Raw genomic sequence first — 21,118 nt, forward strand, 5'->3', positions numbered from 1 at the left:
TCCTTACGATGCAGTCACAGCCACATGGCCTTGCGTTTTGGCGCTTCGTTGATAGGCCAGCAGCAGTCCGATGTACCAGAACGGCATGATGTAAAGGGCCGTCCGAGTATCAGCCTCCAGGGAGAGCAGGCAGAGTACGAACAGGAGGAAGACCAGAGACAGCACCGCTGTGAACTTACCACCAGGCAGCTTGAAGGTTGAGCGTTGGTGAGCTTCTGGGTTTGTCCGTCGGTAAGCCAGGTAAGAGAGCAGGATCAACGACCAGGTTACAACCACCATGACCGCCGAGATTGTCGAGACCAAGGTGAAAACACCCATGACATCTGGAATGACGAACAGCAGCGTCAGCGCGATAGTCATGCACAGACCTGAGAACATCAGTGCCCGGATTGGAGTGCCCGAGCCGGACAAGCGTCCGAAGGCATGTGGTGCCTGTTTGTTGTGAGACAGGCCGTAAAGCATGCGTGAGCCAGAGTAAACGCCGCTATTTGCTGAGGATGCAGCTGAGGTCATGACTACAAAGTTGATCATCCCAGCAGCAGCAGGCAAGCCTCCCAAAAGGAAGAGCTCCACAAAGGGGCTACGGTTTGCTGGCACATGAGACCAGGAAATCACACTGATGATGCATGCGAGAGCGGCCACGTAAAACAGCAGGATCCGCACAGGGATTGTGTTGATCGCTTTGGGCAACGTCTTCTCGGGATTGTGAGCTTCAGCAGCTGCGGTGCCAATCAGCTCAGTCCCCACGAAAGAGAAGATGGCGATCTGGAAGCCCGCGAGGAAGCCGAGCACCCCATGCGGCATCATCACCCCTGGTTCAACCAGGTGGCTGAACGTCGCAGTGACACCATCGGGAGAGGTGTAGGAGGTAGCAATCATGAAGAGGCCGGTCAGTACCAGCGCGACGATTGCAATGATCTTGATCAGACCGAACCAGAACTCAACCTCCCCAAAGGCTTTCACTGCCAGCATGTTGAGCGCTACGAGCAGGAACATGGTTCCGAAGGCTGGTATCCACGTAGGAAGGTCGGGGAACCAGTACTGCAGAAAGCCTGCGACTACCACAACGTCGCCTACGGCAACGACAACCCAGCTTAGCCAGTACGACCAGGCGAGGATGAACCCGGCACGGGGGCCCATGTGGTGGTGGACGAGCTCTGCAAACGAGCCCATTTCCAGGTTGGCGAGGAGCATCTCACCCATCGCCCGCATGATGCAGAAAACAAAGAAACCAATGATTGCGTAGACAAGTAGGATCGAAGATCCAGACAGGGCTATCATTTTTCCCGACCCCATAAAGAGGCCTGTCCCAATAGCACCACTGATGGCAATCAGCTGAATATGTCGATTTTGCAGTCGACGCTTGAGTTCTCGGCCATCGCCGCTATTCGCTTCTTTTGAGTTGCACGTCTGATGCATATATAACCTCTTATTCTTTTTCTGTGAGCAACCGCTACCCGCCCTCTGATTAGAAGGTGCAGTGCTAAGTGGGCTATAGACGTTGAGCCCCTCATAGCGGAGGGTGGGGCAGTACATACGCAGGCGATGAAGAAATAAACTCAGCTGAGTTCCTTCATCAAGCTGGTTAAGTAATTAGAAGTAGTCAAAAACTAGGTGCTCATTCCCCTGTGAGATCCCGCAGCGGCGGTTCAGAAGCGCCATTCTGCCAGTCATAGTTGCCAATCGGAACGCTACAGATTGGTATACCATCAGCTAATAGTTATCAGATTGCTCACAAATCAGAGCAAAATGCCGGTTTGCACTGACATGGTGCAAAACAGGGCGCATTGACTACATCTTGATGCTCGATAGAAGGATGCTGGTCTCGGTGTTCTCGATGTGCTGGATCGAGCGGATGGTATTCAAAGCTTTGTCAAAGGCCTCCAGCGTATCGGCTCTCAGCTCCGCCATCAGATCCCAGCGACCGTTGGTTGTATGTATGGCAAACACGTTGGGATGCCCGCGTAGCGCGTGTTTGACCTCTGCGGCGTGGTGGCCGCTGATGCTGATGCTGGTGATGGCTCTGACCCCTCGGTCTATCTCATCGGACTGGAGGCGGATGGTATAGCCCATGATGATGCCTTGCTCTTCCAGCCTGGCGAGTCGGTTTTGAACCGTGGCGCGGGCCACCTTCAATTTCTTAGCTAGCGTCATCACAGGGGTACGAGCGTTGTCCCGCAGAAGCGCGATGAGTTGCCGATCAGTGTTATCCATGAGCTCCGACCATCCACATTGCTTTGAAGTGTGAGCAGATTGTCTAGAACCTTGCGAAATATGGCAACCTGTACACTTCAATTTGCACCAATATTTCATCAGAATTTCGGAGGTCGAAAATTCACAATTAGCGTTCGCCCATGCACTGGCTTGAGGCGCGCGCACTTTCAAGGTGCATAACATGACGCATTTCATTGATGTCCCTACAATGTCCGATCTGGTTAGCGATATCGGTGTAGTGGATTTCCTGGGTGAGCTCGCGGCCGTCATCCGTGATGATTTCAAACGCTGGCCTGAGTTTGATAAGTCTGCCCGAGTGGCCAGTCACTCCGAGGTCGGTGTGATCGAACTTATGCCTGTGGCTGATACGAGCCAATATGCGTTCAAGTATGTTAATGGTCACCCCTCCAACACCTTCAAGGATCTTCACACCGTGATGGCCTTTGGCGTGCTGGCCGATGTCCAAACGGGGTATCCGGTGCTTCTTTCTGAGCTGACCATCGCGACAGCTCTGCGTACTGCGGCAACATCTCTGATGGCCGCCAAAGCGTTGGCTCGTCCAAATTCGCGCAAAATGGCTCTCATCGGTAACGGCGCCCAGAGTGAGTTCCAGGCCCTTGCGTTCCACAAGCACCTGGGCATCCAGGAAATCGTCGCGTACGACGTCGACCCTCAGGCGACCGCCAAGCTCGTTCGAAACCTGCAGGAATACACCGACCTCAAAATCACCCGTGCCCAAAGCGTTGCTGAGGCAGTACGCGGTGCTGACATCGTGACTACCGTCACCGCCGATAAAGCGTATGCCACGATCATCACTCCGGAAATGCTGGAGCCTGGCATGCACCTGAATGCTGTCGGTGGCGACTGCCCAGGTAAGACCGAACTGCATGCCGACGTGCTGCGCAAGGCGAGGGTCTTCGTTGAGTACGAGCCGCAAACTCGTATCGAAGGTGACATCCAACAACTCGAAGCCGACTCTCCGGTAGTTGATCTGTGGCGTGTCCTGACCGGCGAGCAGGAAGGCCGTCAGAGCGATGAGCAGGTTACCGTCTTTGACTCGGTTGGTTTTGCCTTGGAAGACTACTCGGTGCTGCGTTACGTCCTGGAGAAGGCCGAGAAACGTGGTGTCGGCACCAAGATCGATCTCGTCCCGTGGGTTGAAGATGATCCGAAAGACCTGTTCAGCCACACGCGTGGCCGCTCCGCCAAAAAACGCATTCGACGCGTTGCATAATTCTAAGATCAGCATCCCAAATCGGTATTACTGAATGGCACTTCCTACTCGTTCGATTCAAGCACCTGCAGCAGTGGTGATGGTCAGGCCGCACGCCTTCACCCCTAATCCAGAAACCGCTGCTGACAACTCGTTCCAAAGCTCAAGCCCTGACATTGCAGCGCACACTGTCTCCGAGATTGCTCGAGATGAGGTCACCCAGGCTGTGGGTCGCTTGGAGGCGGAGGGAGTTCGTGTCCATGTGTTTGATGACTTCGGCGACAACGACACCCCTGATTCAGTGTTCCCGAACAACTGGTTCTCTACGCACCCGGGTGGTCACATCGCTATCTACTCCATGTACTCGCCGAACCGTCGACGGGAAAGGCGTACTGACGTGATTGAGATGCTCAAGCAGGAATACCGGGTACAGGATGTGATCGACTACTCTGGCCTCGAGCAGGATGAGCTTTTCCTGGAAGGCACCGGGGCGATGGTGTTTGATCACATGTCTCGTGTGGCCTACACCGCCCGTTCCAACCGTGCCGACCCGATTGCGCTGGAGCGGTTTAGCACCCACTTCAACTTCGAGCCTATGGTCTTCGACACTGCAGACGAGAAGGGGGCCCCGATTTATCACACCAACGTTCTGATGTGCGTAGCCACTGAATTCGCACTGGTGGGTTTTGGCACTTTCACGAACAAGGCCCGTGCTGAAGAGGTTCGCATGCGGCTGGTGGAGTCCGGTCGAGAAGTCATCGATTTGAGCAACAAGCAGATCGCGGAGTTTGCTGGTAATGCCATCGAACTGTCGGGCCGCGATGGCCGGATTCTGGCGCTGTCTCGTCGGGCCTTCAACAGCCTGACGCAAGATCAGCGCGCTCGCATTGAGCGTACCGCCAGACTGGTGCCGTTGGATGTACCTACTATCGAAATGGCAGGTGGCTCGGTACGATGCATGATCGCTGGGATTCACCTGTCTCCTCGCACGTAACGCAGCAACAAGATCCCCACCCAGCAAGGTGGGGATTTCTTTGGTTCTTCACGGATTGCCGGGAAAGTCATTCTTGATCTTCATGAAAAAGAATTCGCTGTCCCGGTAGCCGTAAGCCATCCGCTTGATCACCTTGATCCGGTTGTTGATGCCTTCCAGCTGGCCCGTATGCATTGGCCATCGCACCCTGCTCAAGATGCCGCGCCAGTATCCCTTCAGGCGTTTAGCAAACTGCTTCAGTGCCGGTATAGCGCTTTCATCAGCCAGACGCAGCCACTGCTTCCAGGCTGATCGCCAACCCCAGGCGGTGGTGGGCGACCACAGCGCTTTTAACTCTGCTTTCATCAGATAAACCGTCATCAGCGATTGGTTAGCCGACAGCAGATCCCTCAGGTGCACCTGTTGATCTTCTCGCTTGAGATTTTCCGGATTACGCAGCAGTAGCCAGCGTGCTTGCTTGATCACCCTGCGCGCGGGTTTGTCATGGCGCAGACGGTTGGCTTCGTCGACCCGTACCCGGTCAATCACCTCGCGCCCATACTTGGCGACTACATGAAACAGGTCGTAGACCACGCGTGCCTGAGGGCAGTGTTGGCGTACCTCCAGGTCAAATGCGGTGTTCATGTCCATCGCCACTGCTTCGATCCGCGCACAGCCTTCTGGCCCCAGCTCTTCAAAGAAGGGCCTGACAGCCGCTCTGCTACGTCCTTCGCCAATCCACAGCACCCGGCGGGTATCGGCGTCCAGCACCACGCTGGCGTAGCGATGGCCTTTGAACAGGGCGAACTCGTCCATCACCAGGCGCCTGGGCTGGGCCTTTGGTAGCTTCTCTAGAGCGGCTTATAGAGCTCGTCGCTCCAGCAAGCGCACACTGTCCCAATGCAAGTCAAACAGCTCGGCGACGTGCAGGGTAGGCAGCCGCTGGCAAGCCTGGATCACGGCCTCGGCCAAGCGCTGGGTCATACGCGAATAGCGATCAAGCCAGCTGACTGACTCCATCCGCTTGCCGCATGCGCGACACCCAACGCGCCGCAGTTCCACATTCAACCGTACCGCATGGCCAAGAATGGGGAGATCACGGATCGAGCGCTGGCAGTATTCGTGGATGGCGGTGCTGGGCTGATGGCAGCCGCTGCAGGTGGGGAACCTAGTGGGCTGCGGAATCAGGTCGATCAGCAGATCGTCGCCGTCAGGCCTGATGGCAATGACAGAAAAGCCCTCCCAAAAGGGCAGAAACGTATTAATATCGTGCACAAGAACGCCGGTTTGTTGATGTGTTTGCTCGCACGAACATCATCCATCAAACCGGCGTTCTTGTTTCTGTCTTTCCCGGGATTCCGTGAAGAACCTTTTTTATTGGGTTCAGGTCCACCTGAGTGCGTGGTTCATCCCCCCCTCAAATACTGGCCGTCCTGGCTGACTCACTTCGCGCAGTGCTTGAAAATCACTGCCGTCGAGGTATGCCCCATTGCCCTCGATGTGGCATTGGGCGCCTTTGCGCAGAGACTCGCCGACGATCTCGGCGACCTTCCCGAGCAGCGATACGCGGTGCCACTGGTGTGCTCGACCTTCTCGCCTGAGCGCTTGAACCCGAGTGGAGCAGTAGATCTCACGCGCTTTGGCAACTGACGCCGCGGACGATGGAATCCCTCAACCCTCAAAGAACCCTGCTCCCAAGAGGGGCGATGGGGAATGGCTGCCATCACAAAGATGATACTAATTATCAAATGCAGATGATTTTCATGTAGATTCCTGCGCCAAGGATTTTTCATGAACAAGGAGTCAGCCCGCGATGCCCCCGTCGATCAACCCTTCCATGACACTCACTCTAGGCCTGTGTGCTTCCGTCTTCTGCCCGTTGTCGCTGGCTGAGGCAGAAACCAAATCCGAGGACAGTGTGCTGGAGCTTGGTTCCACTGATGTGGTCGCTACCAGCTTGGGTAGTACCACTGAGAACAGTGGCTCCTACACTACCGGGAGCATGAGTGCAGCCACGCGCTTGAACCTCTCGATCAAGGAAACACCCCAATCGGTCTCGGTGATATCCCGGCAGCAGTTGGACGATTTCCAGCTCAACACGCTGTCCGAGGCCATGGCCCATGTGACGGGGGTAACGGTTCAGCGAAATGACTCGGAGCGACCTAGCTACTACTCACGTGGTTACGCGATCAGTAATTTCCAGATCGATGGAATGCTCAACACGTTCTCCGGGCTTAAGTCCGACTCGGATACCATCATCTACGATCGAATTGAGGTCGTGCGCGGAGCCACTGGGCTGACGACAGGCGCTGGTGATCCCTCGGGCACTATCGCGATGGTGCGCAAGCGGCCAACGCATGAACTGGCGGTCAAGAGCGGTGTCAGTGGGGGCAGCTACGACAACTACTACACCTACCTGGATGTCGGCGGCCCATTAGGCTGGGAGGGGCGGCTGCGCGGTCGCACAGTGTTGGCGTATCGCGACAACAAGTCGTTCATGAATAAATATGCCACCCAGCGTGAGGTGGCGTATGGCGTACTCGAAGCCGACCTGACCGACAGCACGGTCCTGGCGGTGGGATATGACTATCAGAACAAGCACGTCCAAGGTTCCTCATGGGGTACGGTGCCTTTCTGGAATGCCGATGGCAGTAAAGCCAATCTGCCACGCTCGACCAACCTCAGTGCCCCATGGTCTTCCTGGCCATTGAAAGACCAGACGGTATTCGCAACCCTTGATCAGCGCCTGGGTAACGACTGGCTGATGAAGGTGGCCTACACCCATCGGCAAACCGACAGTGACGGCAAGGTGTACTACGGAGGTAATGGTTTCCCGGAAGCTGACCGCAGTGGCATGCGGGCCTGGTACGCGCATTTTGGTGGGGAGGAGAAGATGGATGCGATCGACTTCAACCTCGCTGGCCCCTTCCAATTTATGGGTCGCAGTCATGACTTCATGATCGGCTACGGCGAGTCAGAACGGCGCAATAGTGAGCCATATCGCCTTGGTCTCCCTGTGCCCCAAGACTACGACAAGATTCCTGATTGGAAGTACATGGGGTCTATCCCCAAGTTCTATGACATCGATACCGGACTGGACAGTTCGCGCTCCTACACCCGTCAGAAAGCCGGGTATATCGCGACACGGCTGAACCCGACAGACCGCCTTCACTTCGTGGTTGGCAGCCGCTACGGCAGTTGGGAGACGGAGCGTCGGGAATGGGACTATGACGACGCGCTGAATGTCGCCGGTCAGTCCACTACCAAGCAGACGCAAAACGATCAGTGGACACCCTACGCTGGTGTGCTTTTTGACCTGAATGACCAGTTCACCGCCTACGTCAGTTATACCGACATTTTTAACCCGCAGACCGTGAGAGACGTCAACAAGCAGTACATTGAACCTATCGTTGGCAAAGTCTATGAGGTAGGTCTCAAGGGCAGTATGTTCGAAGAAAGGCTGAACCTGAGTACTGCCGTGTTCCGCAGTAAACAGGACAATGTGGCGGAACAGGATGACTCGGTGCCGCCCAATGGCAATGAAATTTTCTACAACAGCGGCGGTAAAGGTGTAGTCGTTGAAGGTTTCGAAGCTGAAGTCGCGGGCGAGGTGATGACCGATTGGCAGATGAGCCTGGGCTACAGCTACACCCATGCCGCCACAGCCGAGAAAAAGCGAAAGAATACCGAGCAGCCATTGAACCTTGTGCGCTTCTCCAGCACCTACAAGATGACCCCGGCATTGACCGTTGGGGCGAGTCTGGATTGGCAGAGCGACAACTTCAAAATAGCCAACCGCCCAGTGGGGCGCGATGGTGACAGGATCATCACTGCCAAAGACAAGATCGGCCAGAAGGCGTTCTCGGTGGTTGGGCTGATGGCACGCTATCAAATCGATGAACACCTGTCAGCGTCGGTTAACGTGAAGAATCTGTTCGATGAGCATTACTACAACAACGTTGGATTCTACAACGGCGTTTACCAAGGTGAGCCACGGACAATGATGGTCAGCTTGGACTGGAAGTTGTAAGGCTTTGGCGCCGCCGGGCGTGACGCCTGATGCCTTCGCACGTAGGTGTCTGACAGGGCTCATCGAATGATGGGCCTTTCTCATCTCTACTCAATCGCTTGAAATTGGGACGGTACCATCGTTCCGCACTCCTTCCTCTAGTGGGTGACGCAAGCCAAGTCCCGGTGGGATTGTTGCGCAGATTGCCCACCCTTTTGACCCGCGCCTCCTAAGCGCGGAGGGCATCGCCCACACGGTTCAACTCGCGCTCAATGGCGAACGACTGCTCGCGACACGCAAGGCGTCACGGGGGGCAGGGTGGCTGAATAAGGAGGTTCCCGGCGGATCATGAGGGTTTACATTCAGTTCGTATGATAATAAGGTTTTAATCATACGAGCTGCATGTATTTTGCCTTGAGCGTGACTGCCCAAGGGCCTTTCGATAAGGAGAGTCGAGCGTGTTCAATACCTACCGCGAGTTGTTCCAGGCCAAAGGCGCCAAGGGCTTCGCCTTGGCCGGCCTGCTGGCCCGGCTGCCGTTGCCGATGACCGGTATCGGGATCATCACCATGTTGTCTCAGATCACCGGCAGTTACGGCCTGGCCGGTGCGGTGGCGGCCACCTTCGTGCTGACCTATGCACTGATGTCGCCGCAGATCTCGCGCCTGGTCGACCGCCATGGCCAGGGCCGCTTATTGCCGGCCGCCGCCGGGCTCAGCGTGCTGGGCATCCTTCTGCTGTTGGCTTGCAGCTATTGGCGGCTGGCGGACTGGACCCTATTCGTCGGGGCCGCGCTCGCCGGCTTCATGCCCAGCATGTCGGCGATGGTGCGCGCGCGCTGGACCGCGATTTACCGCGGCAAGGCACAACTGAAGACAGCCTACTCGCTGGAAACCGTTCTTGACGAAGTCACCTTCATTGCTGGCCCGCCGATTTCGGTGGGGCTGAGCGTGGCGGTACTTCCGCAGGCCGGTACATTGGCTGCTGCCGTGTTCCTGGCCATCGGCGTGTTCGCCTTGGCGGTGCAGGTCGGCACCGAGCCGCCAGTAGAGGCCGATGCCGCCACCGGGCAAGACAGCATGTCGGTGTTCAGGCTGGCCGACGTACGCCTGCTGACCTTGCTGATGGTCGCTATGGGCTTGATCGTCGGTACGGTCGACATCGTCAGCGTGGCATTCGCCGAGCAGATGGACATGCCGGCTGCGGCCAGCGTGGTGCTGTCCTGTTATGCCATCGGCTCCTGTGTCGCGGGGCTGGTGTTCGGTGTCCTGAAACTCGATACCCCGCTACACAAGCTGCTACTGCTGGGTGGGTTGGCGACGGCGGCGACAACCTTGCCGCTGCTGGTGGTGGGAAACATCATCGGGCTGGCCATCGCCGTGCTGGTTGCGGGCCTGTTCTTCGCCCCGACCATGATCGTGGCGATGTCGCTGGTAGAGCGCATCGTGCCCGAAAGCAAGCTGACCGAAGGGATGACCTGGTTGCTCGCCGGTCTCAACGTTGGAGTTGCCGGCGGTGCCGCAGCATCTGGGCAGGTGGTCGATGTGTGGGGTGCCCAGGCCGGATTCAACGTGGCCTTGGCCGCCGGGGCCGCAGTGTTGTTGGTCGCGCTTTGGGGCTACCAGCGCATGCGCGACCGAGCCCGACAGGCGTCGTATTCGCTTTGAACGGCTTCAGGGCTGGCCGCCAGGCTTGGAGGCTCGGTCACCGCGCGACGATACGACAGGCTTGTCAGTGCGCCTCGCGCCCAAGACAATGCGTGCAAGCAGTATGAATACTCGTATACGCCTACCCCATGCCGCCAGAACACAAGGAATAGCTGGATGGTTCGCCGCACCCGCGCCGCAATGCAAGAAACCCGAGCCCTGTTACTGGCCACCGCCCGCCAGATGTTCAGCGAGCAGGGGTTTGCGCACGCCTCGATGGATGATCTGACCGCCCGGGCGGGCTTGACGCGGGGGGCGTTGTACCACCACTTTGGCGACAAGAAGGGCTTGCTGGCAGCCGTCGTTGAGCAGCTCGACGCTGAAATGGACGAGCGCCTGCGTGCTATTACCGAGACCGCCGATAACGCTTTGGACGGCTTCCGCCAACGCTGCCACGCCTACCTGGAGATGGCGCTGGAGCCCGAGATCCAGCGTATCGTGCTGCGCGACGCCAGAGCGGTGTTGGGGGGCGGCTCGCCCGAGGCCCAGCGGTATTGCATAGAGTCGCTGCGCCAGTTGATCGACAACCTGGTACTACAGGGCGTTTTCGTCAACGCGCACGCTCAAGCGCTGGCTGCGTTGATCTACGGCAGCTTGGCTGAAGCGGCTGTGTGGATCGCGGAGGCCGAAGACGGCAATGCACGCTTGGCGCAGGCTGGCAAGGCGTTCGACCTGCTGTTGCTCGGGGTGCTAAAGCGGCCAACAGACTCTACGGAGGCGTGAATGCGCGCGACAGTTCCGCCCTGTTGGGAGCCCCGTCCCCCTCAGGGCAGTTCCGCTACCTGACTACCCGTTAACGTCTGGCAGGGCAGGCTTGGTGCTGCTCAAGGTTTTTCGGTAGCGCTCGTTTGGCGAGCGGCGGGTTCTGTGGAGGAAGACGCGGCAGCATGAAGCTTGTCGGTAATCTGCTTGGCCAAGGCATGGTAAAGCGAGACCGGAGACACCCATCCAGAGATGGCCGCCGCCATCAGTGTCGCGGCCAACATGGGAATGGCCAGGTCCGGGCTATGTGTCAGTTCAAGCACGATGACCGAGGCGGTCAGTGGCGAGCGTGTCACACCGGCCAGGTATGCGCCCATGCCGAGTAGTGCGCCTGCCTGAGGGTCAACATCGGGCAGCAAGCTCAACAGCGGCGCAAAGGCGGCGCCGATGCTCAGCGAAGGCGAAAAGAGCCCGCCTGGAATCCCGGAAAGATAGGACGCGACGTTGGCCAGAAACTTCCACAGGAGAAAGCTTGTGTCCGTGATCGGCTGCCCCTCCAGCAACGCACGCGTTTCTTCATACCCGGTGCCGAATACATGATTGCCAGAGACGAGCCCCAAGGTGGCCAGCAGCAACCCACAGGTGGCAGCAAAGCGCACTGGATAGCGTCCGCGTAACGTACAGACCTGGCCGAGTATGCCCTTGTCGGTGGGCAGCACAAGCTTGGCGTAAAAACCACCCAGCAGCCCGCCCAGCACTGCACAGGCAGGAACGACGCTCCAGCCCCAGCCCACCGGCATCCGACCGCTGATCTCGCCAAAGTAGGCGTAATGCCCCATCAGCCCCAGCGTCACGACCCCGCCGATCAGCACCGCAGTGAGCACCAAGCCACTGAAACGTTGCTCGAACGTGCGGCTCAACTCCTCAATGGCAAAGACTACCCCCGCTAACGGTGTATTGAAGGCTGCGGCAATACCCGCGGCGCCTCCGGCGAGCACCAGGCCAGCGATGGTGCGCCGGCCGTGCAGGCCTAAGCGTCGGCCAAAGGAATAGAGCACTGCGGCGCCGATGTGGACGGTCGGGCCTTCCCGGCCAACCGAACCGCCGACCAGCAGGGCGCCCAGCGTCAGGCTCATGCGTGCTGCAGCCACAGGGAGCGAGAGTAATCGGGCGCGCAGCCGGCGAGAGGGCATTTCCAGGGCGGCGATGACTTGGGGGATGCCGCTACCCTTGGCATTCTCAAACCATCGTTGCGTCAGATAAGCCAGGAGCGCGAAACCCAGCGGAGTGATGAGAAGAGGTGACCAGGGTGCCCATTCCAGCAAGCGCTTGAAAGAAGCGAACGCCGCGTCGGCTAGCCAGGCGAATGCCAGCGCAACGAGCCCCACCAGCAATGCCCCGATCCAGAACGCCAGTCGCTGGCGCCATTCTCGCCAGCGTGAACGGCGGGGGAGTGAAGGTGCAGGGCGGGTAGGGTCGGACATTGTCCACACATGGCTGACTTGAAAAGCCGTGAGTATGGCGTGTTTTCCCGCACAGGCCTACCCGACACAGGTTGTAGCCGCACCGGGAGTGGCGATCCGCTTGCCCAAATGCAAGGGATCGCCAGTCCCGGAATGTGGCTAGGTGGGCGAACCGGCTTTGGTAGCAGACGCTGCGCTACGCATGCTCCACACCCCCCAGGTCAACCCCAGCACGGCTGCGATCAACGACGCGGATAGCACACCGAGTTTCGCTGCCCCGAGTGAGCCAGGGTCGACGAACGCGAGGTTGGCGATGAAGATCGACATGGTGAAACCGATGCCGGCCAGCAGCCCGACCAGCATGATGCTACGCCAGTTGACCTCGGCGGGAAGCACGCACCAGCCCAGGCGGACCATCAGCCAACTGACGCTGACGATGCCCAAGGGCTTTCCTGCAACCAGGGCGACAGCGACGGCGATCATGACCCACTGGGGGCCTTCTGCGGACAGGTCGACGCCCGAAAGGCTGACCCCGGCGTTGGCCAAGGCAAACACCGGCATGATGCCGAAGGCTACCCAGGGGTGCAGGGTGCCTTGCATGCGCACTACCGGCGGCAGCAGTTCGCGCTGGGCCAGGCGCAGTCGTTTCAACGGGTCCATGAGGTCGCTGGCATCTTGCTCAGGCGCCTTGGCGCGCCCCAGCAATTCGCCGGTGAAGCGGGTAATGGCGTCCAGTGGGCGCTCACGCATCGGCATTGCGGTGACAGGTGTCATCAGGCCCAGCACGACGCCGGCGAGGGTCGGGTGGGCGCCGGTCAACAAGATGCCCAGCCAGACGATCGCACCGGGAATGACATAGGCGTAGGCTGAACCCACTCCGATCTTCTGAAGCCCGATCACCATTAGCAGGCCGATCACTGCAACGCCGAAGCCGGTGTAATCAAGACCGCCTGAGTAGAAGAACGCGATGATCAGGACTGCGATGATGTCATCGATGATTGCCAGGGCGAGGAGGAATACACGTACGTTGGACGGGATCGACTTGCCGAGCAGGGCCAATACGCCCACCGCAAAGGCGATATCCGTTGCCGTTGGGACTGCCCAACCTTGTTGGTCTGCCGACGCGTGCCCAAAACTCAGGTAGAGGAGTGCAGGTACCGCTACGCCGCCGACAGCGGCTGCCATGGGAAGCGTGGCTTGACGCAGGCTGGACAGTGCACCTTCGTGGATCTCGCGGCGGATCTCCATGCCCACGACCAGGAAAAAGATGGTCATCAGGCCATCATTGATCCAGAAATGCAGGGACTGCGAATAGACATGCGAGCCCACGCCGAACGTCAACGGGGTATGCCAAAGGGCTTCATAACTGTCGGCAGCCGGGGAATTCGCCCAGATCAGGGCAGCGACTGCGGCAATCAACAGAACGATGCCGCTGACCGCTTCAATGTGCAAAAAGCGTTCAAGGTTGGCGAAGGCGCGCTCGGCCAGTTTCTGGGCGCGAGGTAATTCTTGTTTATGCATAGGCACAGGTGCTCCCGCATGGCGGCCCGACCTGCGCTGTTCTTTAACCTGCCTCACTGCACCGTGCAGCTGGCACCCGTGCGGTAGTCTACCGAATAACCACTCGCAGATGAACAAAAAGCGCCAAACCATTCACTCCAATGAGGCGTCGGTTTGAGATTTTTTCCTGCAGACGTTAGGGTTTGTGGTTGTTTTCGAGCACACTGAGCTTGGCAAACGAGAGTTTATCCAGCTGCTAGCCTTGGTAAATGTCGTCGTGCCCAGGCACGCTGTGCTCATCGCCTTGCAAGGAGAACTGCCGCTATGACTGCAGCCCCCAAACCCAGGAGCACCCTCAATCCACCTGTCTTCTACACCAGTGCGATACTTGTTTTTCTGCTGGTCTTGTACGCCACGGCATTTCAGGAGCACGCCCAAACGCTGTTCGAGCAAGTCCAGCGATGGATCATCACCAATGCCAGCTGGTTCTACATTCTTGTTGTAGCGTTGGTGTTGATCAGCGTGGTGTTTCTGGCCGTCAGCCGCTATGGCGACATCAAGCTAGGCCCTGACCACAGTGAGCCGGATTACCGAAAGAGCAGTTGGTTCGCCATGCTGTTCTCGGCAGGAATGGGGATTGGCCTCATGTTCTTCGGCGTGGCCGAACCGGTCATGCATTTCTCCACGCCGCCCGTGGGCGATCCCGGCACCGTTGCCGCGGCGCGCGAAGCCATGAAAATCACCTTTTTCCACTGGGGCCTGCATGCCTGGGCGATCTATGCCATCGTCGCGCTGATCCTGGCCTACTTCAGCTTCCGCAATGGCCTTCCGTTAACCTTGCGTTCGGCACTCTATCCGCTGATCGGTGAGCGAATCTATGGCCCTATAGGGCATGCCGTGGATGTCTTCGCCATCCTCGGCACGGTGTTTGGTGTGGCCACCTCGCTGGGTTATGGGGTATTGCAGATCAACAGCGGGTTTCATCATGTGTTCGGTTTGCCGGTAAACACCACCGTGCAAGTCATCCTCATCACCGCCACCTGCGCATTGGCGACGCTTTCGGTGGCTAGCGGCCTGGATAAAGGTATTCGCATCCTGTCCGAACTCAACCTGAGCCTGGCGGTGATCCTGATGCTGTTCGTGCTGCTGCTTGGGCCTACGGTGTTCCTGCTGCAGACCTATGTACAGAATACCGGCGCCTACCTTTCGGACATCGTCAATAAAACCTTCAATCTCTACGCTTACGAGCCCACCGACTGGATCGGCGGCTGGACCTTGCTGTACTGGGGCTGGTGGTTGTCCTGGTCGCCCTTCGTGGGTCTGTTCATCGCACGTATTTCGCGAGGGCGGACCATCCGGGAATTCGTCTGCGGCGTACTGTTCGTGCCTGCGGGTTTCACCTTGCTGTGGATGACCGTGTTCGGCGACTCGGCAATCCATATGATCCTCAACGATGGCGTGAAGGATCTGGCTGCTGTGGTCAGTGAGGACAGTTCCCTCGCGTTGTTTGCTTTCCTGGAGCATTTTCCGTTCTCCAGCATCATTTCGCTGGTCGCGGTGCTGATGGTGGTCGTGTTCTTTGTGACCTCGGCGGACTCTGGTGCGCTGGTCGTGGATATGCTCGCCTCCTCCGGACAAGGTCACTCACCCCTGTGGCAACGTATCTTCTGGTCAGTCTGCATAGGCGCAGTCGCGATCGCGTTGCTGCTGGCGAACGGTCTGAAGGCGCTGCAGACCGCGACCATTGCGAGCGCTTTGCCGTTCGCGGTCATCCTGCTGGTTGCGATTTGGGGCTTGTTCAAGGCGCTGAGTCTTGATGCGACTCGCCGCGGGTTGCGCAATCAAGCCTTGCCGGGCCCACGCCATACCCGCCACCCACACGGCGGCTGGCAGAGGAGGCTGCGCAATATTGCATTGATGCCTCGCCGGGTTCATGTCACGCGCTTTATCGCCGAGGTGGTGAGGCCGGCCTGTGAAGAGGTCGCCCAGGAGTTGCGCAAGCAAGGCTACGAGGTGAGCGTGAATGAGCGCGATGATGGGCGGGTATCTCTGGAACTCTCCCATGCCGGTGAAGGACGTTTCCTCTACGAGGTGCGGCCACGGGCCTTCAATACGCCAAGCTTCGTCATGCGGGACACCGAAGACGGTGCCGATTCCCGCAAGTATTTCCGCGCGGAAGTGCATCTGCGAGAAGGGGGGCAGGACTACGACATCATGGGGTGGAGCCGTGACGATGTGATTGGCGACATCCTGGATCAGTACGAACGCCACCTGCATTACTTGCACGTGGTGGGCTGAAGTGGATTCGGTCCTGCCCTGGCGTAGTCAGGGCAGGGCGGATTACCTACAGTCCAGAGGTTTTCTGGCTGATTGGTTGTATGACTCCAGGCCTAGAATCGCCAGAAGGCCGGCGAGACCAGTACCAGTACGGTGAGGATCTCGAGCCGTCCAAGCAACATGCCAATCGTCAGTAACCATTTCGCTGCGTCCGGCAACGAGGCGAAATTACCTGCTGGACCGATAAGCGTCCCCAAGCCTGGACCGACGTTGCACACGGCGGTGGCAGCCCCGCTCAACGCCGTCATCCAGTCGAGCCCTATCAGAGAGAGGCCGAGGGCGATGACTGCGATGGTGACGGAGAAGAAGAACGAGAACGTCAGCAGTGACCGTACGATCTCCTCATCGATGGGGTGGCCATTATATTTCTTCGAGATCGTTGCCCGTGGATGGATCAACTGCTTCAGGCTGCTGACAAGCAAGGCAGCGGCCACCTGGAAACGGAATATTTTCAAACCGCCGGCGGTGGAGCCCGAGCACCCGCCGACGAACGTCAGGTAAAAGAACAGCATGATGGCGAAGCTGCCCCAGAGCGTGTAATCACCCAAGGCAACGCCTGTGGTGGTCACCACCGAGGTCACATTGACCGCAACGATACGAAACGCATCCCACCAAGCCAGGTCGCTGTGCAGGCAGAGCCAGGTTCCGACGGTGAGCCAGACGAAGACGAGAAAACCAATGAAACCGCGAACTTGATGGTCCGTGAGCAGGATGCGTCGATGGCCACGCAGCGTGGCGACATAGAGTGTGAAGGGCAGGCTGCCGAGTATCATGATGACCACAGCTACCCAATGCACCGCAGGCTGTGGCCAATGAGCCAGCGAGGCATCCGAGGTCGAGTAACCACCGGTTGAAATCAGCGACATCGAATGATTGATGGCTTCGAACGGGGTCATGCCGGCAGCCCACAACGCCCCTGTTCCCAATGCTGTCAGGGCCAGGTAGACCAGCAGTATCATCTTGGCAGCCACATGCGAACGTGGCGTCACTTTGTCAGACCAATCCGAAGACTCGGTCTGGAACAGGCGCATGCCGCCCACGCGCAGCAGTGGCAGGATCGCCACGGCCATGCCGATAAATCCAATGCCTCCCAGCCAGTGCAGCAGGGAACGCCATATCAGTAGCCCCGGTGATGCACTGTCCAGGCCTGTCAGCACGGTCGAGCCGGTGGTGGTAATTCCCGACATGGTTTCGAAGAACGCGTCCGTGTAACTGATGTCGCGAATTAACACCATCGGCAGCGCCGCAAATGCACACACGATGACCCAGCTTGCCGTCGTGAGGAAATACATGTCCCTGGTCCGCAGTTGCGGTATGTCGGGGACGCCCCGGGCTACCGGAAGCAGGCCGACGCACAGAACGATCAGGCTCGACCAGACGAATGCGCCGAGGTCGTCGCTGCGGTCGTACCACAGCAACGTCAGCATCGGAATCACCATGCTGACGGCCAATGTGATCAGGAATACGCCAATAATGAAGGCAATGAAACGCAATGCAGGCAGCGGCATTGAGGGAGCTCGTTGGGACAGTGCCGGCAGTATTGCTTGCTTTACGGTAATGTCGAGTAAAAAAGGCGTAAAGTCGCGGCCGGGGATTTTGCACGCCGCTGTCTGGCTCTCGCTCGATGGCTCATTGGGCTGATCTCTACGCGTGTTCCCGTCTGTCAGCTCCCAAACGGTTGGAAGAGAGGCCTCAACGCCGCGCCCCCCCTTCGCGGGTTGGCGAAAACAGCGCAAGCCTTGTGTCGCGAAAGGGCTGCGGAGCAGCCCCCGGATTTCAGCGTGGATACACGAATTGCCGGGGCTGCCGTGCAGCGCTTGTGCGGCACTGTTGAGAGTGCCGCAGCGGGCATGGAAAGCCCCGCTGGCTTTCTGGATTACTTGATCAGCGGTACGCCACTGAGCTTCTGCAGCTCGTCAAAATCGATGTCCGCGCAGATTTCGACCACTTTCAGCCCTTCAGGTGTCACTTCCAGTACGGCCAGGTCGGTGTAGATGCGGCTGACGCAAGCGATACCGGTCAGCGGGTAGGTGCACTCGGGCACCAGCTTGCTTTCGCCGGTCTTGGTCAGATGGTCCATCATCACGAACACCTGGCGGGCGCCGGTGGCCAGGTCCATTGCACCGCCTACGGCCGGGATCGAACCTTCGGCGCCCGTGTGCCAGTTGGCCAGGTCGCCCTTGACCGACACCTGGAAGGCGCCCAGTACAGCGATGTCCAGGTGGCCACCACGCATCATCGAGAACGAATCGGCATGGTGGAAGAAGGCACCACCGGTCAGCAGGGTGACGTGCTGCTTGCCGGCGTTGATCAGGTCATCGTCTTCCTCGCCCGGCGCAGGGCTTGGGCCCATGCCCAGCAGGCCGTTCTCGCTGTGCAGGAACACTTCCTTGTCGCCCAGGTAGTTGGCCACCAGGGTCGGTGCGCCGATACCCAGGTTTACATACGCGCCTTCCTGGATGTCTGCGGCCACGCGTTGGGCCATCTCGGTGCGGGAGAGCTTTTTGGTGATGGTCATGGCAGGCCTCAGACAGCTTTGGCAATCGAAGAAGCGGCAGCACCGGTGACGGCGACCACGCGCTGGACGAAGATACCCGGGGTGATGATGTGTTCCGGGTCCAGTTCACCAAGTTCGACGACTTGGTCGACCTGGGCGATGGCGGTCTTGGCAGCCATGGCCATGATCGGGCCGAAGTTGCGGGCGGCCTTGCGGTAGGTCAGGTTGCCCCAACGGTCACCCTTGTGCGCCTTGATCAGTGCGAAGTCGGCGTGCAGCGGCATTTCCAGCACGTACATGCGGCCGTCGATCTCACGGGTTTCCTTGCCCTCGGCCAACAGGGTGCCGTAGCCGGTCGGTGAGAAGAACGCACCAATGCCGGAGCCTGCGGCGCGGATACGCTCGGCCAGGTTGCCCTGCGGGACCACTTCCAGTTCGATCTTGCCGGCGCGGTACAGTTCGTCGAACACGTAGGAGTCGGACTGGCGCGGGAACGAGCAGATCACCTTGCGCACGCTGCCTGCCATGAGCAGGGCGGCCAGGCCGATCTCGCCGTTGCCGGCGTTGTTGCTGATGATGGTCAGGTCGCGGGCACCGGTGGCAATGAGGCCATCGATCAGCTCGGACGGCATGCCAGCCGTGCCGAAGCCACCGACCATGATGGTCGAACCGTCGGTGATCCCTTCCACCGCGCTGGCGATGGACTCGTACGTTTTATTGATCAAGGCGAGCTCCTGGTTGTTCCTGGAGTTGTGGTTGTCGGGCTGGCCGGAGCGCGTGAAGCGATGGGGCCTGTCAGCACTTGAAATGGCTTGCTGACTTTCGCTATAGCGTGCCGCAAGATAGGGCAACAGTAGAGAGGGTTTGGCTGAATTTGTGCGATTATCGAACTGTTGTGCGATCTGCGAGCAGTTCTGGAGGCTATTTGTCTCATTTCAGTTGAATGCTTAAACCCCTCATTTTTGCCCCTGTCTGGTGCGCTCCGGGGTTTACCTGTCGGCACCTTGCACTGATGAAGTGCATCCACTCCGCGGGATGGCCGATTAATCACGCCTCCCGCCGTTGGCGTGCGACTTGCTATCAGATTGCCATTCGATGTCGCGTATGGTGAAGATAATGTCGCTTTCCAGTGGTTCGATGCAGTTATCGTCGAGTGAAAAGGGTTGGCTGCCGTGGTTTGGCAAAACCGGCAAATTCAGCATGGGCTGGGCGTGCCGCCTTAATCGGGCCAGTTACCCGCAGGTCGAGCAAACGTTCGAAGCCATCGCCCAGACCCGCGTGCAGTTGCTGCATGAGTGGGTGCGCGAGCAGTGGGAACACCTGGCCGACCTGGCCGAGCAGGTGGCGCCCGGGCTCGCTCAAGTCGATAGCGCAATGTTGCGCAACACGCTGGCCCAGGCTGAGGACTTTTCCGAGCTGTTTGTCGTCGATGCCCACGGCATCGTCATCGCTTCGACCTGGCCCCAGCGTGGCACGCCACGCATCGAGCACTTGGCAGCCCTGGCGCAAGGGCTGAAAGCACAGTTTCTGCACGGGCCCTACAGCGACCCGCTGACCTTGCAGGTCGGCCCGTCTTCCTCGCGCTTCCACGACGAAGTCACGTTGATGTTCTACCAGCCCCTGATGCACGAGAGCAAAGTGCTAGGTTGTTTGTGTGGGCGGGTGCCCAACGATGTGCTGGGTGACCTGATCCAGCGCGAGGCAGGGCACATTTACCCCGAGTCGGGCGACAACTACCTGTTCATGGCGCAATCGCGCTTCGACCCTGGCATACAGCCCGGTACCGCGTTGTCCCGCTCGCGCTTCGAGGACGCCACCTTCACCCATGGCGAAAACCTCAAGAACGGTGTGCACACCCCCTGGACCACCGTGCAGGTCCAGCGTCATACCGAGCTGGAGCTTCGTTTCACCGACCCTTCCACGCGGGAACTGCACCCAGGCGTGAGGGAGACGATCAGGCGGGGTGCCAACCTGTTCGTGACCTACCCCGGCTATTCCGACTACCGTCATGTGCCAGTGGTGGGCAAGGGGGTGACCTTCCAGTTGCCAGGCTCACCCGACCGCTGGGGCATGATGTGCGAGGCAGACCTGGAGGAGGTCTATCGCCGGCGTTCGCTGAGCTACGGGTTGATGAAACCCTATGTGGCGATCATGGCGGGGCTGTTCGGCTGCAATTACTGGGTGCAGCACTATGCAGGCCTGCCGCAAGGGCTGACTGACGCGATCGAGGCCTTGAGCATGCTGGGCGCCACCTTGTTGTTCGGCGTGCTCGGGCCCGAGCGCCTGGCCGCCAGGTTGAATGGCATGAGCAGTGTGCTGTGCACCATCGCCGAGGGTGAAGGCAACCTGCGCCAGCGCCTGGATACCAGTACCTTGGCCAATGATGAGAGCGGCGACATGGCGCGCTGGATCAACAGCTTCATCGACCGCCTGGACACGGTGGTCGGGCAGGTGGTCAAGGCCAGTCGCACGGTTGGCAGCACCAACCAGATGATGCTCGGGCG

The 21,118-nt window shown here is 58.9% G+C and carries 13 protein-coding genes and 2 pseudogenes; 6 read left to right on the forward strand and 9 right to left on the reverse strand.

What is annotated here, in order from left to right; genetic code table 11:
- Positions 1–3 precede the first annotated feature (3 nt).
- Positions 4–1,419 (reverse strand): amino acid permease, encoded by a 1,416-nt coding sequence (locus tag BJQ17_RS21990; protein WP_004576133.1) that lies wholly within the window; start codon positions 1,417–1,419, stop codon positions 4–6.
- Positions 1,420–1,791: 372 nt separating this feature from the next.
- Positions 1,792–2,214: an Lrp/AsnC family transcriptional regulator gene (locus BJQ17_RS21995; RefSeq protein WP_004576134.1), complete on the reverse strand. Its 423-nt coding sequence runs from the start codon at positions 2,212–2,214 to the stop codon at positions 1,792–1,794.
- Between the two features lie 181 nt (positions 2,215–2,395).
- Here BJQ17_RS21995 and BJQ17_RS22000 point away from each other — a divergent pair, with 181 nt between their 5' ends.
- Together BJQ17_RS22000 and ctlX are read left to right on the forward strand one after the other, a co-directional pair.
- The gene (locus BJQ17_RS22000; RefSeq protein WP_004576135.1) at positions 2,396–3,448 is read left to right on the forward strand and encodes an ornithine cyclodeaminase; all 1,053 of its coding nucleotides are present in this window, start codon (positions 2,396–2,398) and stop codon (positions 3,446–3,448) included.
- Between the two features lie 34 nt (positions 3,449–3,482).
- Positions 3,483–4,421, forward strand: coding sequence for a citrulline utilization hydrolase CtlX (ctlX, locus tag BJQ17_RS22005; RefSeq protein ID WP_050562523.1), 939 nt, complete (start codon positions 3,483–3,485; stop codon positions 4,419–4,421).
- A 48-nt stretch (positions 4,422–4,469) separates the two neighbouring features.
- Here the strand turns inward: ctlX and BJQ17_RS32625 are convergent.
- Positions 4,470–5,675, reverse strand: a pseudogene (locus BJQ17_RS32625) (ISL3 family transposase).
- Positions 5,676–5,891: 216 nt separating this feature from the next.
- Positions 5,892–6,007 (reverse strand): annotated as a pseudogene (locus tag BJQ17_RS32225) (single-stranded DNA-binding protein); the annotation flags it as partial.
- A 206-nt stretch (positions 6,008–6,213) separates the two neighbouring features.
- Between BJQ17_RS32225 and BJQ17_RS22015 the strand changes: the two are divergent.
- From BJQ17_RS22015 to BJQ17_RS22025, 3 genes are all read left to right on the forward strand, one after another.
- The gene (locus BJQ17_RS22015) at positions 6,214–8,430 is read left to right on the forward strand and encodes a TonB-dependent siderophore receptor (RefSeq protein ID WP_070096640.1); all 2,217 of its coding nucleotides are present in this window, start codon (positions 6,214–6,216) and stop codon (positions 8,428–8,430) included.
- Positions 8,431–8,867: 437 nt separating this feature from the next.
- Positions 8,868–10,076, forward strand: a complete 1,209-nt coding sequence (locus tag BJQ17_RS22020) for an MFS transporter (protein ID WP_070096641.1) — start codon at positions 8,868–8,870, stop codon at positions 10,074–10,076.
- A gap of 156 nt (positions 10,077–10,232) precedes the next feature.
- The gene (locus tag BJQ17_RS22025) at positions 10,233–10,838 is read left to right on the forward strand and encodes a TetR/AcrR family transcriptional regulator (protein WP_070096642.1); all 606 of its coding nucleotides are present in this window, start codon (positions 10,233–10,235) and stop codon (positions 10,836–10,838) included.
- 101 nt (positions 10,839–10,939) lie between these two features.
- On the opposite strand, the gene BJQ17_RS22030 is transcribed toward BJQ17_RS22025, so the two are convergent.
- Both BJQ17_RS22030 and nhaA read right to left on the reverse strand, forming a co-directional pair.
- On the reverse strand, positions 10,940–12,301 hold the full coding sequence (locus tag BJQ17_RS22030) for a chloride channel protein (RefSeq protein ID WP_064491892.1): 1,362 nt from the start codon (positions 12,299–12,301) through the stop codon (positions 10,940–10,942).
- Between the two features lie 138 nt (positions 12,302–12,439).
- Positions 12,440–13,801: a Na+/H+ antiporter NhaA gene (gene nhaA, locus BJQ17_RS22035; protein ID WP_020191718.1), complete on the reverse strand. Its 1,362-nt coding sequence runs from the start codon at positions 13,799–13,801 to the stop codon at positions 12,440–12,442.
- A 303-nt stretch (positions 13,802–14,104) separates the two neighbouring features.
- On the opposite strand from nhaA, the gene BJQ17_RS22040 reads away from it, so the two are divergent.
- On the forward strand, positions 14,105–16,078 hold the full coding sequence (locus BJQ17_RS22040) for a choline BCCT transporter BetT (RefSeq protein ID WP_010954773.1): 1,974 nt from the start codon (positions 14,105–14,107) through the stop codon (positions 16,076–16,078).
- 92 nt (positions 16,079–16,170) lie between these two features.
- On the opposite strand, the gene BJQ17_RS22045 is transcribed toward BJQ17_RS22040, so the two are convergent.
- The 3 genes from BJQ17_RS22045 to BJQ17_RS22055 form a co-directional block, all read right to left on the reverse strand.
- Entirely contained in the window at positions 16,171–17,625 is a 1,455-nt protein-coding gene (locus BJQ17_RS22045; RefSeq protein ID WP_070096643.1) for a TrkH family potassium uptake protein, read from the reverse strand.
- Positions 17,626–17,993: 368 nt separating this feature from the next.
- Complete coding sequence (locus tag BJQ17_RS22050; RefSeq protein ID WP_003251131.1) at positions 17,994–18,635, reverse strand: 3-oxoacid CoA-transferase subunit B; 642 nt, start codon at positions 18,633–18,635, stop codon at positions 17,994–17,996.
- An 8-nt stretch (positions 18,636–18,643) separates the two neighbouring features.
- Positions 18,644–19,339, reverse strand: coding sequence for a 3-oxoacid CoA-transferase subunit A (locus BJQ17_RS22055; RefSeq protein ID WP_003251128.1), 696 nt, complete (start codon positions 19,337–19,339; stop codon positions 18,644–18,646).
- Positions 19,340–21,118 lie beyond the last annotated feature (1,779 nt).

It is taken from the genome of Pseudomonas sp. NBRC 111139 (assembly GCF_001753955.1).
Lineage (GTDB): Bacteria > Pseudomonadota > Gammaproteobacteria > Pseudomonadales > Pseudomonadaceae > Aquipseudomonas > Aquipseudomonas alloputida.

Bases quoted from the DNA above. Each gene is read 5' to 3' on its own strand.
- nhaA (WP_020191718.1), bottom strand. From the start codon at position 13,801: ATGCATAAACAAGAATTACCTCGCGCCCAGAAACTGGCCGAGCGCGCC.
- BJQ17_RS22045 (WP_070096643.1), bottom strand. From the start codon at position 17,625: ATGCCGCTGCCTGCATTGCGTTTCATTGCCTTCATTATTGGCGTATTC.
- BJQ17_RS22030 (WP_064491892.1), bottom strand. From the start codon at position 12,301: ATGTCCGACCCTACCCGCCCTGCACCTTCACTCCCCCGCCGTTCACGC.
- BJQ17_RS22025 (WP_070096642.1), top strand. From the start codon at position 10,233: ATGGTTCGCCGCACCCGCGCCGCAATGCAAGAAACCCGAGCCCTGTTA.
- BJQ17_RS22015 (WP_070096640.1), top strand. From the start codon at position 6,214: ATGCCCCCGTCGATCAACCCTTCCATGACACTCACTCTAGGCCTGTGT.
- BJQ17_RS21995 (WP_004576134.1), bottom strand. From the start codon at position 2,214: ATGGATAACACTGATCGGCAACTCATCGCGCTTCTGCGGGACAACGCT.
- BJQ17_RS22050 (WP_003251131.1), bottom strand. From the start codon at position 18,635: ATGACCATCACCAAAAAGCTCTCCCGCACCGAGATGGCCCAACGCGTG.
- BJQ17_RS21990 (WP_004576133.1), bottom strand. From the start codon at position 1,419: ATGCATCAGACGTGCAACTCAAAAGAAGCGAATAGCGGCGATGGCCGA.
- ctlX (WP_050562523.1), top strand. From the start codon at position 3,483: ATGGCACTTCCTACTCGTTCGATTCAAGCACCTGCAGCAGTGGTGATG.
- BJQ17_RS22000 (WP_004576135.1), top strand. From the start codon at position 2,396: ATGACGCATTTCATTGATGTCCCTACAATGTCCGATCTGGTTAGCGAT.
- BJQ17_RS22040 (WP_010954773.1), top strand. From the start codon at position 14,105: ATGACTGCAGCCCCCAAACCCAGGAGCACCCTCAATCCACCTGTCTTC.